This window comes from Gordonia sp. NPDC003429, from assembly GCF_053588575.1.
The window spans coordinates 171,711-185,977 of record NZ_JBSFQF010000006.1 but is presented as its reverse complement, the minus strand read 5'-3'; the positions used below and the strand labels follow the sequence as shown (position 1 = coordinate 185,977).

15 protein-coding genes are annotated in these 14,267 nt (G+C 68.3%); 4 read left to right on the top strand and 11 right to left on the bottom strand.

What is annotated here, in order from left to right; genetic code table 11:
• Nucleotides 1-36 precede the first annotated feature (36 nt).
• Nucleotides 37-1,806 (bottom strand): hypothetical protein, encoded by a 1,770-nt coding sequence (locus tag ACWDSI_RS10040; protein ID WP_449756444.1) that lies wholly within the window; start codon nucleotides 1,804-1,806, stop codon nucleotides 37-39.
• A 50-nt stretch (nucleotides 1,807-1,856) separates the two neighbouring features.
• Nucleotides 1,857-2,816 (bottom strand): Ppx/GppA phosphatase family protein, encoded by a 960-nt coding sequence (locus ACWDSI_RS10035; RefSeq protein WP_449746928.1) that lies wholly within the window; start codon nucleotides 2,814-2,816, stop codon nucleotides 1,857-1,859.
• Nucleotides 2,817-3,002: 186 nt separating this feature from the next.
• On the opposite strand from ACWDSI_RS10035, the gene ACWDSI_RS10030 reads away from it, so the two are divergent.
• Nucleotides 3,003-3,830: a hypothetical protein gene (locus ACWDSI_RS10030; RefSeq protein WP_449756498.1), complete on the top strand. Its 828-nt coding sequence runs from the start codon at nucleotides 3,003-3,005 to the stop codon at nucleotides 3,828-3,830.
• Between the two features lies 1 nt (nucleotide 3,831).
• On the opposite strand, the gene ACWDSI_RS10025 is transcribed toward ACWDSI_RS10030, so the two are convergent.
• The 9 genes from ACWDSI_RS10025 to mshA form a co-directional block, all read right to left on the bottom strand.
• On the bottom strand, nucleotides 3,832-4,518 hold the full coding sequence (locus ACWDSI_RS10025; RefSeq protein ID WP_449746927.1) for a winged helix-turn-helix domain-containing protein: 687 nt from the start codon (nucleotides 4,516-4,518) through the stop codon (nucleotides 3,832-3,834).
• Nucleotides 4,515-5,942, bottom strand: a complete 1,428-nt coding sequence (locus ACWDSI_RS10020; protein ID WP_449756443.1) for a sensor histidine kinase — start codon at nucleotides 5,940-5,942, stop codon at nucleotides 4,515-4,517. Before ACWDSI_RS10020 ends, ACWDSI_RS10025 begins: the two co-directional genes overlap by 4 nt.
• Nucleotides 5,943-6,073: 131 nt before the next feature.
• Nucleotides 6,074-6,409, bottom strand: a complete 336-nt coding sequence (locus ACWDSI_RS10015) for a GNAT family N-acetyltransferase (RefSeq protein ID WP_449746925.1) — start codon at nucleotides 6,407-6,409, stop codon at nucleotides 6,074-6,076.
• 68 nt (nucleotides 6,410-6,477) lie between these two features.
• Complete coding sequence (locus tag ACWDSI_RS10010) at nucleotides 6,478-7,221, bottom strand: phosphoglyceromutase (RefSeq protein WP_449746924.1); 744 nt, start codon at nucleotides 7,219-7,221, stop codon at nucleotides 6,478-6,480.
• A gap of 64 nt (nucleotides 7,222-7,285) precedes the next feature.
• On the bottom strand, nucleotides 7,286-7,471 hold the full coding sequence (locus tag ACWDSI_RS10005; RefSeq protein WP_449746923.1) for a hypothetical protein: 186 nt from the start codon (nucleotides 7,469-7,471) through the stop codon (nucleotides 7,286-7,288).
• A 228-nt stretch (nucleotides 7,472-7,699) separates the two neighbouring features.
• The gene (locus tag ACWDSI_RS10000; RefSeq protein ID WP_449746922.1) at nucleotides 7,700-9,307 is read right to left on the bottom strand and encodes an AMP-binding protein; all 1,608 of its coding nucleotides are present in this window, start codon (nucleotides 9,305-9,307) and stop codon (nucleotides 7,700-7,702) included.
• Nucleotides 9,304-9,615, bottom strand: a complete 312-nt coding sequence (locus ACWDSI_RS09995; RefSeq protein ID WP_449756442.1) for a hypothetical protein — start codon at nucleotides 9,613-9,615, stop codon at nucleotides 9,304-9,306. Before ACWDSI_RS09995 ends, ACWDSI_RS10000 begins: the two co-directional genes overlap by 4 nt.
• 7 nt (nucleotides 9,616-9,622) lie before the next feature.
• Nucleotides 9,623-10,174 (bottom strand): YbjN domain-containing protein, encoded by a 552-nt coding sequence (locus tag ACWDSI_RS09990; RefSeq protein WP_449756441.1) that lies wholly within the window; start codon nucleotides 10,172-10,174, stop codon nucleotides 9,623-9,625.
• Nucleotides 10,175-10,219: 45 nt separating this feature from the next.
• Complete coding sequence (mshA, locus tag ACWDSI_RS09985; RefSeq protein WP_449756440.1) at nucleotides 10,220-11,566, bottom strand: D-inositol-3-phosphate glycosyltransferase; 1,347 nt, start codon at nucleotides 11,564-11,566, stop codon at nucleotides 10,220-10,222.
• A gap of 105 nt (nucleotides 11,567-11,671) precedes the next feature.
• Here mshA and ACWDSI_RS09980 point away from each other — a divergent pair, with 105 nt between their 5' ends.
• Genes ACWDSI_RS09980 through ACWDSI_RS09970 form a run of 3 tightly spaced genes read left to right on the top strand, consistent with a single transcriptional unit; the run spans nucleotide 11,672 to nucleotide 14,264 of the window.
• Nucleotides 11,672-12,562: a metal ABC transporter solute-binding protein, Zn/Mn family gene (locus ACWDSI_RS09980; RefSeq protein WP_449756497.1), complete on the top strand. Its 891-nt coding sequence runs from the start codon at nucleotides 11,672-11,674 to the stop codon at nucleotides 12,560-12,562.
• Nucleotides 12,559-13,374, top strand: a complete 816-nt coding sequence (locus tag ACWDSI_RS09975; RefSeq protein ID WP_449756439.1) for a metal ABC transporter ATP-binding protein — start codon at nucleotides 12,559-12,561, stop codon at nucleotides 13,372-13,374. The genes ACWDSI_RS09980 and ACWDSI_RS09975 overlap by 4 nt, the downstream gene beginning before the upstream one ends.
• Nucleotides 13,371-14,264 (top strand): metal ABC transporter permease, encoded by an 894-nt coding sequence (locus tag ACWDSI_RS09970; RefSeq protein WP_449756438.1) that lies wholly within the window; start codon nucleotides 13,371-13,373, stop codon nucleotides 14,262-14,264. Before ACWDSI_RS09975 ends, ACWDSI_RS09970 begins: the two co-directional genes overlap by 4 nt.
• Nucleotides 14,265-14,267 lie beyond the last annotated feature (3 nt).

Below are 14,267 nucleotides of genomic sequence, written 5' to 3'. Positions count from 1 at the left end.
TCACGCGGCCGGACGATGGGTGACGCGCGGTCGCGCTCACGTGGCAAGCAGCACGAGCGGACCGATCGTCACGATCAGGCCGACGCCGAGCGCGAGCAGCGTGGTGGGCAGGTCGCGGGAGCGGCGGACCGCGTGGGTGAGCGTCACGACGCCGAAGATCACCAGCACCGCGAGCACGAGCGCGAAATACACATTCCACTTCCACAGCTCGGTGAAGCCCCAGAACAGTCCGACGCCCACGGCCAGGCCGACGAGCGACTCGCCGATCACCAGCAGCCACGCGGCCAGCGGTGAATCGAAACGACCCTTCTTCGCGGGGGCGGTGTCGGTGTCTGCGGTGTCGGTCTCTGGGGTATCGGTGTCTGTGTCTGCGGTGTCGGTGTCTGGGGCGTCGGTCTCTGGGGCGTCGGTGTCTGCGGTGTCGGTCTTCTCGGCTGCTGCCGTCTCGGTGACCGACGTGTCGGCGGTGGCTGTGTCCGCGGCCGACGTGTCGGCAGTGGGAACCCCCTCGGCCGCTACATCGTCGACGACTGGGGCTGCGGAGGAGGATTCGGTGCCCACGACGTCGTCGACATCCGCGGTGTCGGTCGCCGGGACGGGTGGCTCCGAATCCGCGATGACGTCGTCGGCGGCGGGCTGCACGTCGAGCAGATCCTCGACCAGCTCCATCGACGTGTTCTCCTCGGCCTCGAGCGCCGGGTCCTCGAGCGCCGGGGCATCAGACGCCGGGGTGCCGGGAGCCGGCGACGCGTCCGTCGCCTCCTCGCGATCGGCGGCAGAGAACTGTTCGGTCGCCGCGGGCGTCAGCGCGACCGCCTCGTCGCCCGGGAAGTCGGCAGTCGCCGGCTCGGGTACATCGGGGCCGGTGGCCTTGTCGACGGTCGGGGCTTCGGCGTCGGTGCCGTCGGCGGCGGCAGCCGCCTTGGCGGCAGCACCCCTCCCGGCGGCCTTGGCGCCGCGTCGCCGGAACCAGCGTCGCTTCTGCTTGGGCTCCTCGTCGTCCTCGACGTCGGCGAAGGCTCGGTAGGCCTCGAAATCGTCGTCCATCACCTCGGCGAATGCGCTGGTCCGGCCGGCCGGGGTCGGGGGCGCAGCGAGTTCGACGCTGTCCACGTCGTCGGCGTCGACCACGCTCACCCCGTCGGGCTCGTCGCCCACCACCGGGATGATCCCGGTCACCGCGTTCGCGTGTTCGAGATCGGCCTCCACGAGATCGTCGGATGCCTGCTCGGCGGCCGGCGTGGCCAGTCGCGAGGCGACGGCACCGGCATGGAAGTCACGGGTTTCCGGCGCACGGAACGACGGCCGCGTGGGGGTGGGCGTGTCACCGGGGGTGGCGCCGCGGAAGGCCGACGCCGAGGTGTCGGTGTCGGTGTCGGGCACCGGTCCGTCCTGTGACGCGCGACGTGCGATCGGACTGCTCGACCGCGGGAAAGGACCGGGCTGCGAGTTACCCCACGCCGGGCGAACCGGCGTCTCACGTTGCGGGGTTGCCGGCCGGGAGGTTTGCGGTGCCGGGGCCGGTGTTTTCGACACCGGTGTGGCCGGGGTGGGATCGGTGGTGATGCGTGGGATCTCACCGGTCAGCTCCGAGACCGAGACGGCCCCGTCGCGGCCGGCGCGCCGTCGACCCCGACCGTCGGCCGAGCGTCGGCCCTCGGTCGAGCCCCGCCCCGGTGCCGCTTCCGCGGCCGCCGCGTCGCGTCGCGCCAGCAGTTCGGCCACCGAGATCGGCCGCGACTCGGGGGCATCGCCGCCCGATCCCGTGTTCGATTGCGGCTTGCCCGCCCCAGGTTGGTTCGCCATCGAAACGCGTACTCCGTCCTCAACTCGTCATGTAGTGCTGTCGCCCGCGGTCACCGGGTGGGAGCCATCGGCTCGGTCGTGTCGGCCGGTTCGCTGTCCAGACGACGCAGGATCACTCCCTCACGCAGAGCCCACGGACAGATCTCCAGTGTATCCACCGACAACGCGCGCATCGCCGCCTCGGCGACGAGTGCCCCCGCGACCAGCTGTCCCGCACGGTCGGCGCTGACCCCTTCGAGTTCGGCGCGGTCGTCGCGGGTCATCCGCGAGATGAAGGCGATCACCTGCCGCAGACCGCTCGCGGTCAACTGCCGCCGCACCCGCGGACCCGCACCCGAGGGCGCGGCACCGGTGAGCCGGGCCAGGCTGCGGAACGTCTTGGAGGTGGCCACCGCGACATCGGGCCGGCCGGGTTCGAGCAACTCCTTCGCCGGCGCCTTGAGCTCGGCGTCGAGCCAGTCACGCAGCACCCCGATGCGGCGCCGGTCCGGCGGGTCGTCGGGCAGCCACTCGCGGGTCAGGCGTCCGGCGCCCAGCGGAAGCGACAGTGCGACGTCGGGTTCCTCGTCGACCCCGTTCGACATCTCCAGCGACCCGCCGCCGATGTCGAGGGCCAGGATGCGCCCGGCGCCCCACCCGAACCAGCGCCGCACCGCCAGTGACGTGAGTCGCGCCTCGTCGCGGCCGGAGAGCACCACCACCCGCAGACCGGTCTCGGCCTCCACCCGGTCGAGGACGGCGTCGCTGTTGGTGGCGTCGCGTACCGCCGACGTCGCGAACGCCATGGTTTGTTCACACCCCGAACTGGTCGCGATCCGGGTGAACTCGTCGACCGACTCCACCAGCGATCGCGCCCCGCGCTCGGTGAGCCGGCCCTTGCCGTCGATCTGTTCGGCGAGTCGCAGCACCGACTTCGTCGAACTCATCGGGGTGGGATGTCCGCCGCGATGGGCGTCGACCACCAACAGGTGCACCGTGTTGCTGCCCACGTCGAGGACTCCTAAACGCACGAATCCACGGTAGTGCGTGTCCGATTCGCCGTCCGTGTGTGGGTGCCTTCGGCACGGTGCGTGGGTGCCTTCGGCACGGGGCGTGGGTGCCTTCGGCACGGGGCGCAGGTGCCCGGCGCCGACCGACCGCCCGTTGCGTGGCGGGTTACGGTGGACGTCGTGTCCAGCCCCCCACGTCCCGCGCGCATCGCGCCTGCTCCCGAGGTCGATCTCGACTTCGCCCGCGAGTGGTACGAGTTCTTCGACCCGGCCAACGCCGAGCACCTGATCAGAGCCGACCTGACCTGGCTGTTGTCGCGCTGGACCTGCGTGTTCGGCACCCCCGCCTGCCAAGGGATCATCGAGGGCCGCCCCGACGACGGCTGCTGCAGCCACGGGGCCTATCTCTCCGACAAGGACGACCGCAAACGCCTGGCCAAGGGCGTCAAGATGCTCACGCGCTCCGACTGGCAGTTCTTCGACAAGGGGTCGGGCAAGGACCCGCTGGGCAACAAGGGGTACCTCGAGGAGGGTGACCTCGATGACGAACCGGCGCTCAAGACCCGACTTCACAAGGGCGCGTGCATCTTTCTGAATCGCCCGGACTTCGCCAACGGTCCCGGCTGCGCCCTGCACGCCATGGCCCTGCGCCGCGGGCTCGAACCGCTGACCGTGAAACCCGATGTGTGCTGGCAACTTCCGGTGCGCCGGGAGCAGGAGTGGGTGACACGTCCCGACGACACCCAGGTGCTGCAGACCACGATCACCGAGTACGACCGGCGCGGGTGGGGCGAGGGCGGTCACGACCTCAAGTGGTACTGCTCGGGATCACCCGACGCGCATGTCGGTGCCACGCAGGTGTTCGAATCGTATGCGCCCGAACTCACCGAACTGCTCGGCGCGGCCGCCTACGACGAACTCGCCCGGGTGTGCCGACGCCGAAACGGCATGGGGCTCATCGCAGTTCATCCGGCCACCGCGGCAGCCACCAGCCGCCGCGACACCGACATCAAGTACGAACGGCTCGACGAATAGCTCAGGGTTCGAGCTTGTAACCCAGCCCGCGGACGGTGACGAGGTGCTTGGGGTTGGCCGGGTCGGGTTCGATCTTGGAGCGCAGACGTTTGACGTGCACGTCGAGCGTCTTGGTGTCGCCGACGTAGTCGGCGCCCCATACCCGGTCGATCAATTGCCCGCGGGTGAGTACCCGGCCGGCGTTGCGCAGCAGATACTCGAGCAGGTCGAATTCCTTGAGCGGCAACGTGATCGGCTGACCGTTGACGGCGACGATGTGCCGTTCCACGTCCATCCGCACCGGTCCGGCCTCCAGCACGCCGATGGACAGGTCCTCGTCGGAACCCTCTCCCCCGCGCCGCAACACGGCACGGATGCGCGCGATGAGCTCCCGCGCGGAGTAGGGCTTGGTGACGTAATCATCGGCACCGAGTTCGAGGCCCACCACCTTGTCGATCTCGCTGTCGCGGGCGGTGACCATGATGACCGGCACGCTCGACCGCGACCGCAGCGACTTGCAGATCTCGGTGCCCGACATGCCGGGCAGCATCAAATCGAGCAGCACGATGTCGGGGCTGACCCGGTCGAATGCCGCGAGCGCGTGTGCGCCGTCGTTGACGACGCTGGCCTCGAAACCTTCCTTGCGCAGCAGGAAGGCCAACGGATCGGCCAGCGATTCCTCGTCCTCGACGATCAGAACGTGAGTCACCTGTCGATGTCCTTTGATTGAGTGGCGAGCACCGGCGGGAGTGCCGGGTCGGGGACCGCGGACGAGCCGAAATCGGGCAGCGAGGCGTCGATGTCGGTATCCGCGGCCGGTCGGTCCGCATCCCACGACCCACGCGCGGTGAGGTCCTGCGGAATGCAGAGGGTGAACGTGGAGCCCGTGCCCGGTTTGCTCCACAGGCTGATGGAACCGCCGTGGTTGGCGGCGACGTGTTTCACGATGGCCAGCCCCAATCCGGTGCCGCCGGTCTGTCGCGAGCGCGCCCGGTCGACCCGGAAGAACCGCTCGAATACCCGCTGCTGGTTGGCCTGTGCGATTCCGATGCCGCGGTCGGTGACGGCGATGGCCACCATGGGCCTGCCGTCGACCCGCGTGACGCGGCGGCTGATCGAGACGATCGTGTTGGCCGGTGAGTAGGCGATGGCGTTGACGATCAGGTTGTTGAGGGCGGTGAGCAGCAGTACCCGGTCTCCGCGCACGACGAGTCCCGCGGGTGCGTCGGTGCGCAGCGCGATGCCTGCGGCCTCGGCGGGCACGGTGGCCGAATCGACGGCCTCGCCGATCAACCGGTCGACGTTGACCTCGGTGAAGTCGGCGGTCTCGCCGCCTTGCAGCCGCGACAGGGCGATTAGCTCGCTCACCATGTTGCCCATCCGGGTGGCCTCGGCCGCCACCTTGCGGCCGAAGTACTCGACGGAATCGGGGTCGTCGGCCGATTCCAGCAGCGCCTCGGCGAGCAGGCCGATCGCACCGACCGGCGTCTTGAGTTCGTGCGACACGTTGGCCACGAAGTCGCGCCGGGTGGCCTCCACACGGGAGTGCTCGGTGTCGTCGAAGCCGTAGACGACGGCATAACGCTCGTCGGCGTGCCGCACCAGGCGGGCGACGCATCGGACCGATTCCACCGAGTTGGCGCGCGTGCGGCCGGTGGAGATGAAGCCTGCCGCCGAGGCGGGCGGCTCGAAGTCGAAACGTTTGTCGGCGTCGGTGTCGAGTGTTTCCTTCGCGGCGTCCCACACGGCGTCGGCGAGGAGACGGTCGCGGACCATCGCGAGGTCGACGGCGCGGTGGTTGTAGAGGACCACGTCGCGGAACTGGTCCACCACGGCGATCGCGGTCTCGGAGTTGCGGACGATGAGACTGAGCAGACCCGCGGTGGTCATCCGCCCGTCGTCGGTGGTCACCCGCACATCCGAAGCCCGCAGTTCGGCGGTCTCGGGCACCACCCGGGGTTTGTCGGCGAGCTCTGCGGGTTCGATGCGCGCTGCTGCCTGCTGTAATGCCGGGGCGGGCCGACCGGGACGACGCGAGTGCGGTCGCTGGCTTCGCTGATGGACACGGATGCCGATGAGCACACCGATGGCCAGTGCCACGACGATCACGACGACGAAAACAGCGCCGCTCACGAATCCACCGGTCACAATTCCAGCTTACGGGCCGTCAAACGGCCAGCACACACGGCGAAGAAGTGTTCGACCGCTGTTCACACCGCGTTCGGGTTGGTTTCGGCCCGGCCCGACGCCCGTCCGCGAGTGCGTCACTGCGGGACGGGAACCGCCATGTCGGAGTATTCGGGATGCGACTCGATGAAGCGGCGGACGTAGCTGCACACCGGCACCACCTGTTTTCCGGTCGGCCGAATGTCGTCGAGCACGGCCCGCACCAACCGGGCCGCGTATCCGCGTCCCGAGTGGCTGTCGAGGATCACGGTGTGCGTCAGCACCACCTGATAGGGCTCGGACACGTAGTCGAGGTATCCGACGAGCGATTCGGCGACATCGAATCCGTCCGGATCCGCCGCGGCAACCAGCACCGCCTGGTAGCGCTCCTGAGCAGGCGAATGATCGATTCGGACCTCGTCGTCGTTCACCATGCACTCAAATATAGCGCGCGTCACACTTTGCTTGCCATGACGATTGCGTTACAGCTTGTACCACACAGTCACTTCTGACCCTGCGCCGCCACCGCCGCGGCCCCGGCCGCCGCGCCCTCGGGATCGAGATAGGTGCCACCGGGATTGAGCGGCTTGAGATCGTCGTCGAGGTCGTAGCGCAGCGGGTTGCCGGTGGGGATGTTGAGTTCGGCGATGTCGGCGTCGGAGATGCCGTCGAGGTACTTCACGAGAGCGCGCAGCGAATTGCCGTGGGCGGCCACCAGCACGGTCTTGCCCGACGTGATGTCGGCCGCAATGGTGTCCAGGAAGTACGGGGTGAACCGTTCGACGACGTCCTTGAGGCATTCGGTCAACGGGACCTCGATGTCGGCGTAGCGCGGATCGCCGGTCTGGCTGTACTCGGAGTCCGGGTCGATCGGCGGCGGCGGCGTGTCGTAGCTGCGGCGCCACAACATGAACTGCTCGTTGCCGAACTCCTCCTTGATCTCCGCCTTGTTCAGTCCCTGCAGCTTGCCGTAGTGCCGCTCGTTGAGCCGCCAGTCACGGACCACCGGGATCCACAGCCGGTCGGCCGCGTCGAGCGCGATGTCGGCGGTGGTGATCGCACGACGCAGCAGCGAGGTGTAGAGGATGTCGGGCAGCACGTCGTGTTCGACGAGCAGCTCGCCCGCGCGTTTGGCCTCGGCCCTGCCCTTGTCGGTGAGGGCGACGTCCACCCATCCGGTGAACTGGTTCGACGCGTTCCATTCACTCTCGCCGTGCCGCATCAGGATCAGGGTGCCGTTGCTCATACCCGTCAGTTTCGCACAGGCCACCCGCCGCCATCGCGATGAACGTGTCACCCGTTTGGAGAGTTCATCGCGTGTTCGGCTGTCGCCGCGAGTCGAGCGTGCCCACTTTGCCGTCGACCGTGCCCACTTTGCCGTCGAGCGTGCCCACTTTGCCGTCGAGCGTGCCCACTTTGCCGTCGAGCGTGCCCACTTTGCCGTCGAGCGTGCCCGCTTTGCCGTCGACCGTGCCCGCGGATGGTGGTTTCGACAAGCTCAACCAGCGGGCGTCGCTCGACCAGCGGGCCGGCGCTCAACCAGCGGGCGTCGCTCGACCAGCGGGCCGGCGCTCAACCAGCGGGCGTCGCTCAACCAGCGGGCGTCGCTCAACCAGCGCGGAGGGCTCAACCAGCGGGCGTCGCTCAACCAGCGGGCGTCGCTCAACCAGCGCGACAGACCCGCACCCAGCGGGAAGACACTCAACCAGCGGGCCGGCGCGCGGCTACTTGCGGAGATCCTTGCGCAGGATCTTGCCCGACGCGGACTTCGGGATGGCCTCGATGAACTCGACCTCCCGCACCTTCTTGTGCGGGGCCACCTTTGTCGCGACGAACTCCATCACCTCGTCCTCGGTGAGTTCCACCTTCGCCTGCACCACGACGTAGGCCTTGGGGATCTCCTCGCCCGACTCCTCCTCGATCACGCCGACCACCGCCGTGTCCGCGATCTTGGGATGCGTGAGCAGCAGTGCCTCGAGTTCGGCCGGCGGCACCTGGTAGCCCTTGTATTTGATGAGTTCCTTGAGCCGGTCGACGATGTAGACGCAGCCGGTGGGGTCCACCTGTGCCATGTCGCCGGTGTGCAGATAGCCGTCGGCGTCGATGGTGTCTGCGGTGGCCTGCTCGTTGTTGAGGTAGCCGAGCATCACGTTCGGGCCCTTCACCCACAGCTCACCGGGCTCCGACAAGCCCTCGGTCGGCAGCGGCAGATCCGCGCCGGTGGCCGGGTCGACGATCTTGTTCTCGCTGTTGGGAATCGCCCATCCGGTCGACGACAACGGCGGCTCTTCGAGGCCGAGCGCGGCAGTGGTGTCGAAGGGAATCAGGTGGCTCACCGGCGACAACTCGCTCATGCCGTAACCCTGCAGCATGTGCAGGTTGAGTCGCTTGGCCACCGCCTTGCCGAGTTCGTCGTCGAGCGGCGCGGCACCGGAGAGCATGGTGTGCAGCGACGACAGGTCGTACTTGTCGATGATGGGGTGCTTGGCCAGCGCGACGGCCACCGGCGGCGCGATGAACGCGTAGGTGACCTTGTACTTCTGAATGCTCTCCAGGAACTCGACGAGATCGAATCGCGGCATCACCACCAGGCTCGCGCGCACGCGCAGCGCGGCGTTGAGCAGCACCGTCATGCCGTAGATGTGGAAGAACGGCAACACGGCCATGATCACGTCGTCGGAGGCCATCCCCTGCAGCGGCGCGATCTGCGCGACATTGGCCACCAGGTTGGTGTGACTGAGCATGACGCCCTTGGGATTTCCGGTGGTTCCGGAGCTGTAGGGCAGCACCGCGACGTGGGTCTTCGGGTCGAACGAAACATCGGGTGCGGGCAGGTTGGGACCGATCAGGTCGGCGGCGTTGGGGTGTCCGGAAGCCGCGAGCCCCTCACCGTCGAGGATGTACACACTGTCGTCGGCGATGCCCGCCTCGGCGGCGGCCTCGAGTGCCTGCGGCGCCATCGGCGAGATGGTGACCAGCGTCTTGGCGCCAGAATCCTTGAGCTGCTTGGCGATCTCGGGAGCGGTGAACAGCGCGTTGATCGTGGTTGCGGTGGCACCGGCGCGCAAGATGCCGTGGAAGACGGTGGCGAACACCGGGAGATTGGGCGACAGAATGCCCACCACGTCGCCCACCCCGATACCCCGGGCGGCAAGGGCACCGGCGGCCGCGTTGATGCTGCCGATCAGCTGCCGGTAAGTGGTCTTGGTGTCGGTCTTGGGATCGATGAGCGCCACGCGATCGAGATCGGCCTCGTCGATGTCGCCGAACAGGAAGTCATAGACACTGACGTTGGGGATGTCGACATCTGGGTAGGGACTCTTGAAGCTCATGGCACCTCCGTTGGCCGGTCTGTGGGGATGAGCGTATCAACACTGGTTGCCACCTTGTGACGCGCATCTCCGTCGGAATTGACCGATTGGCCGGGCACGCTCAACGCAGATCCGGGCACGCTCGACGCGAAAGTGGACACGCTCGACGCGAAAGTGGGCACGCTCGACGCCGATCCGGGCACGCTCGACGAGAAAGTGGGCACGCTCAACGCGAAACCGGGCACGCTCGACGCCGAACCGGGCACGCTCGACGCCGATCCGGGCACGCTCGACGCGAAACCGGGCACGCTCGACGCGAAAGTGGGCACGCTCGACTCAGGTGGGGAGTTCGTCGCTCCGCTCACCGGTGGGCTCGGGCAGCGACTCCTTGTCGATGAGGTGCTCGAAGGCGAGCAGGTTGCGCAGCGACTCGCCGCGCGACACCCGCCACGCCCATTCGCGCCGAATCGAATTGGCGAAGCCGAGTTCGAGCAGCGTGTTGAAGTCGCCGTCGGCGGCCTCGAGGACCTGCCCGAGAACCCGATCCACCTCGTCGGGGGTGAGAGCGTCGTTCGAGATGCGACCCACCAGATAGATGTCGCCGATGTTGTCGATGGTGTAGGCGACCCCATAGAGACGCCGATTACGTTTGAGCAGATAGCGATACACCGACTCGTGGTTCTCGTCGGCGTGACGACACACGAACGCCTCCACACGGACCCCGTGCGTGCCGGCGGTCAACAGCACCGTGGTCTTGAGCTTCTTCTCCCCCGGCAGTTCGAGCACCACGTGCTCCGACTGCGCACCGCCCGAACTCTTTCGGGTGAAAGCGATCTCGCGCTCGGTGAGTACCTCTTCGAGCAGGGCGAGATTATCGGTGTGACTCATCGAGCATCACTCCTGTCCGTGTGCGTTGGCACCCGATCTCCTCGATCAGGCGGTGGCCCTGCTGCGCCGGCGCCAGCGCATCCCCGACAACCGGCCGGGCACGGAGCCCGCGCCGGGTGTCGGACGTGTCCCCGGGGCAACCGCGAACGACGCCATCGCGCGTGCGTAACTGTCCTGCAAGGCGTCGACGGTGCGGTCCCAGGAGAACTGCTCCGCGTGTGCGCGTGCGTGCGCACGCATCGCCGACAACTCGTCGGGCGACGACACCAGTTTCTCCAGCGCGTTCGTCCAGTCGTCGATCCGGTGCCCGTCGACGAGCACCCCGCTGCGTCCGTCGGCGACGGCAACTCCCAGCCCGCCGACGTCGGCCGCGATCACCGGGGTACCGCACGCCTGCGCTTCGATCGCAACCAGGCCGAACGACTCCGAATAGCTCGGCACGGCAACAACATCCGATGCCCGATACACGTCGGCCAGGCGGCCGGCGGGTTGTGGCGGCAAAAAGGTGACGGCGTCGGAGATCCCCAGTTCCGCGGCGAGGTCGACCATCGCCGACGGCGTCTGCACCCCGTTGCCCGACGGACCGCCGACCACCAGCAGTCGAACCGGCCGCCGCGCGTCACGGGTTCGCTCGATCAGCGGTGCCGCCGCGCGCAGCAGAATGTCGGGGGCCTTCAGCGGCTGGATGCGGCCGACGAAGGTCAGCAGCATCGAATCGGGGTGCAGGCCCAGTGCCCGGCGTGCCGCATCCGCGGAACCCGGTGTGTAGCAATCGAGATCGGCGCCGGGCGTCACCACATCCACCCGAGCGGGTTCGGCCCGGTACATCGAGACCAACTCGTGCGCCTCGGTCTGGGTGTTCGCGACGAGCTGGTCGGCCTCGTCGACCACCTGTTGCTCGCCGATCACGCGCAGCATCGGCTCGGCGGTGTCACCGACCGCGAGCGCGGCGTTCTTCACCGCGGCCAGCGTGTGCGCGGTGTGCACCAGCGGCACGCCCCACCGGTCGCGGGCCAGCCAGCCCACCTGCCCCGACAACCAGTAGTGCGAGTGGATCAGGTCGTAGTAGCCGGGCCGCTGCACGGCCTCGGCGCGCAGCACGCCCGCGGTGAACGCGCACAACTGGGCGGGCAGATCCTGTTTGTCGAGTCCCTCGAACGGTCCGGCCGCCACATGGCGCACGGTCACACCGGGCGCCGCCTCCACCACCGGCGCGTCGGACGACGACGTGGCGCGGGTGAAGATCTCCACTTCCACGCCGCGGCGGGCGAGGCGTTGCGCGGTCTGCCAGACGTAGACGTTCATGCCCCCCGCGTCGCCGGTGCCGGGCTGCGCCAACGGAGAGGTGTGTACCGAGATCAGCGCGACTCGCCGCGGCACCAGGGACGTCATCACTCCAGCTTAGAGAAACCCGCGCGCGGCGATGCCGATGGCCGCATGTCCGGGCGGTGTTACACTCCTTTCGGTAACGATTGTCATTAGCGAAAGATGGACGAGATGAAGCGTGCGATGGCTGCGGTGGCGATGCTGGCGACCGGTCTGCTGGTCGTGATCGTCGCGGGATGCTCGAGCGGTTCGGGAACCGCGTCGGACGGCAAGCCCACCGTGGTGACCTCCACGAATGTCTGGGCTGCGGTGGCGTCCGCGGTCGCCGGCCAGGACGCGACGGTCACCGCGCTCTACTCCGACCCGTCGGGCGACCCGCACGAGTTCGAACCCTCGGCGGTCGACTCCGCGAAGGTCGCCGACGCCGACGTGGTGGTGATGAACGGCGGCCACTACGACGAATACATGGAGAAGGCGTCGCAGCAGACCTCGGGCACCGTGATCAACGCGTTCGAGGTGATGGGCGGTACGAAGGACGCCAACGAGCACGTCTTCTACAACCTGCCGGTGGTCGGCGAGGTGGCCACCAAGATCGCCGACGCGCTGGCCGACAAGGACCCGTCGCATGCCGCCACCTATCGGGCCAACGCCACCGCATTCAACGGCAAGATCGACGGCCTGCGCACCGAACTCGCCACCATCAAGGCCGCCCACGACGGAACCCGGGTAGCCCAGACCGAACCGCTGGCCGCCTACCTGCTGACCGAGGCGGGACTCGTCGACGCGGCGCCGGCCGGGTTCACCGCCGCGGTCGAGGAGGGCCAGTCGCCTTCGGCGGCCGACCGCGCCGCGATGCAGGATCTGCTCACCGAACGCAAGGTGAGTGCCCTGATCTACAACACCCAGGCGGTGGACTCGGTGACCGAGGCGTTGCTGGCGGTGGCAAAGTCTGCCAACGTTCCGGTGGTGGACTTCACCGAAACCCTCCCCGAGGGCGTGACCGACTACATCACCTGGCAGCAGAAGCAGATCACTGCGCTGTCGGCGGCCCTGGCGAAGTGACGGGCCCGACCCCGGCCGGGAGCACGACACCGGTCGCGCGGTTCTCCCATGCGCGGCTCGCATTCGGCGACCGTGTGCTGTGGGACGACCTCGACCTCGACATCGCGCCCGGTGAGTTCGTCGCCGTCCTGGGCCCCAACGGCTCGGGCAAGACGTCGTTTCTGCGTACGCTGCTGCACCAGTACCCGCTCAACGCCGGGGAACTGACCGTGACCGATGCGATCGGTTACATCCCGCAACAGCACGCCGACGACGCCGACCCGATGGCCATGCGAGGTCGTGACCTGGTGGGGTTCGGCGTGGACGGCGCCCGTTGGGGTATGGGACTCCGGGGCTGGCGACGGCGACGCGAACGCGTCGACGCGGCACTCGCCGAGGTGGGCGCCACCACCTACGCCGACGCCCCGGTGGGGCTGCTCTCCGGCGGCGAACAGCAGCGGTTACGCATCGCGCAGGCGCTCACCACCGATCCGCGCCTGCTGCTGTGCGACGAGCCGCTGGCCAGTCTCGACCCCGCCAATCAGGAGCGGGTGGTCGAACTCATCGACGCCCACCGGCGGCGGGAAGACACAGCGGTCGTGTTCGTCACCCACGAGATCAATCCGATCCTGCCCTATGTCGACCGCGTGCTCTACCTGGTGGGCGGGCGCTTCCGCATCGGGACCACCGCCGAGGTGATGACCAGCGAAACGCTCACCGAGCTCTACGGCAGCGACGTCGAGGTGTTGCGCGTCCACGGCCGCCTGGTGGTGATCGGCGGTGAGGACGCCCATCACTGTGCGGACTGCGGGGAACCGGAGCCGCCGGCATGACCACCACCCATCTGGCCACCGACGTCTCCTGGAGCGATCTCTGGGACTTCTCGGTGACCGCTGAATTGCTGCACTACGACTTCGTGCTGCAGGCACTGCTCGCGCTGGCCCTGCTGGGCCTGCTCGGCGGGGTGCTGGCACCGCTGATCGTGGTGCGGCAGATGTCGTTCGCGGTGCACGGTGCCAGCGAACTGTCGGTGACCGGCGCGGCCGCCGCGCTACTCGCGGGCGTCAGCGTCAATCTGGGCGGCGTGATCGGCGCGGTGATCGCCGCCGCGGTGTTCGGCTTGATGGGAAATCGCGCCCGCGAACGTGATTCGGTGATCGGCGTGGTGATGGCCTTCGGCCTCGGACTCGGTGTGCTGTTCCTGGCGCTCTACGGCCGGATCGGCACGGGCTTCGCACTGCTCACCGGCCAGGTGGTCAGCGTGGGCGTCGAGGGTCTGCGGGCGATCGCGATCACCACCGTCGTGGTGCTGGCGGTATTGAGCGTGATCTACCGGCCATTGCTGTTCGCATCGATGGACCCGCGGGTGGCTCAGGCCGGCGGTGTGCCGATGCGGACGCTGTCGGTGGTCTTCGCGATCATCATGGGCCTGGCGTGCGCGCAGGGCGTGCAGATCATCGGCGCCCTGCTGGTGATGTCGCTGATGATCACGCCGGGTGCCGCGGCGGCACGCATCACCGCCAACCCGACGCGTGCGGTGCTGTGGTCGGTGCTCTTCGCCGAGATCGCGGCGGTGGGCGGGTTGCTGCTCTCGCTGGCCCCCAAACTGCCCGTCTCGGTGTTCGTCACCACCATCTCGTTCGTGATCTACCTGATCTGCCGCTGGGTCGGTGGCCGCCGCCGGCACATCACCCGACGCGAATCCGCCACCGCCGCTTCGTAACCC

Coding starts and splice junctions, on each gene's coding strand:
- ACWDSI_RS10040 (WP_449756444.1), bottom strand. CDS start 1,806: ATGGCGAACCAACCTGGGGCGGGCAAGCCGCAATCGAACACGGGATCG.
- ACWDSI_RS10015 (WP_449746925.1), bottom strand. CDS start 6,409: ATGGTGAACGACGACGAGGTCCGAATCGATCATTCGCCTGCTCAGGAG.
- ACWDSI_RS10010 (WP_449746924.1), bottom strand. CDS start 7,221: ATGAGCAACGGCACCCTGATCCTGATGCGGCACGGCGAGAGTGAATGG.
- ACWDSI_RS10000 (WP_449746922.1), bottom strand. CDS start 9,307: ATGAGCTTCAAGAGTCCCTACCCAGATGTCGACATCCCCAACGTCAGT.
- ACWDSI_RS09990 (WP_449756441.1), bottom strand. CDS start 10,174: ATGAGTCACACCGATAATCTCGCCCTGCTCGAAGAGGTACTCACCGAG.
- mshA (WP_449756440.1), bottom strand. CDS start 11,566: ATGACGTCCCTGGTGCCGCGGCGAGTCGCGCTGATCTCGGTACACACC.
- ACWDSI_RS09980 (WP_449756497.1), top strand. CDS start 11,672: ATGAAGCGTGCGATGGCTGCGGTGGCGATGCTGGCGACCGGTCTGCTG.
- ACWDSI_RS09970 (WP_449756438.1), top strand. CDS start 13,371: ATGACCACCACCCATCTGGCCACCGACGTCTCCTGGAGCGATCTCTGG.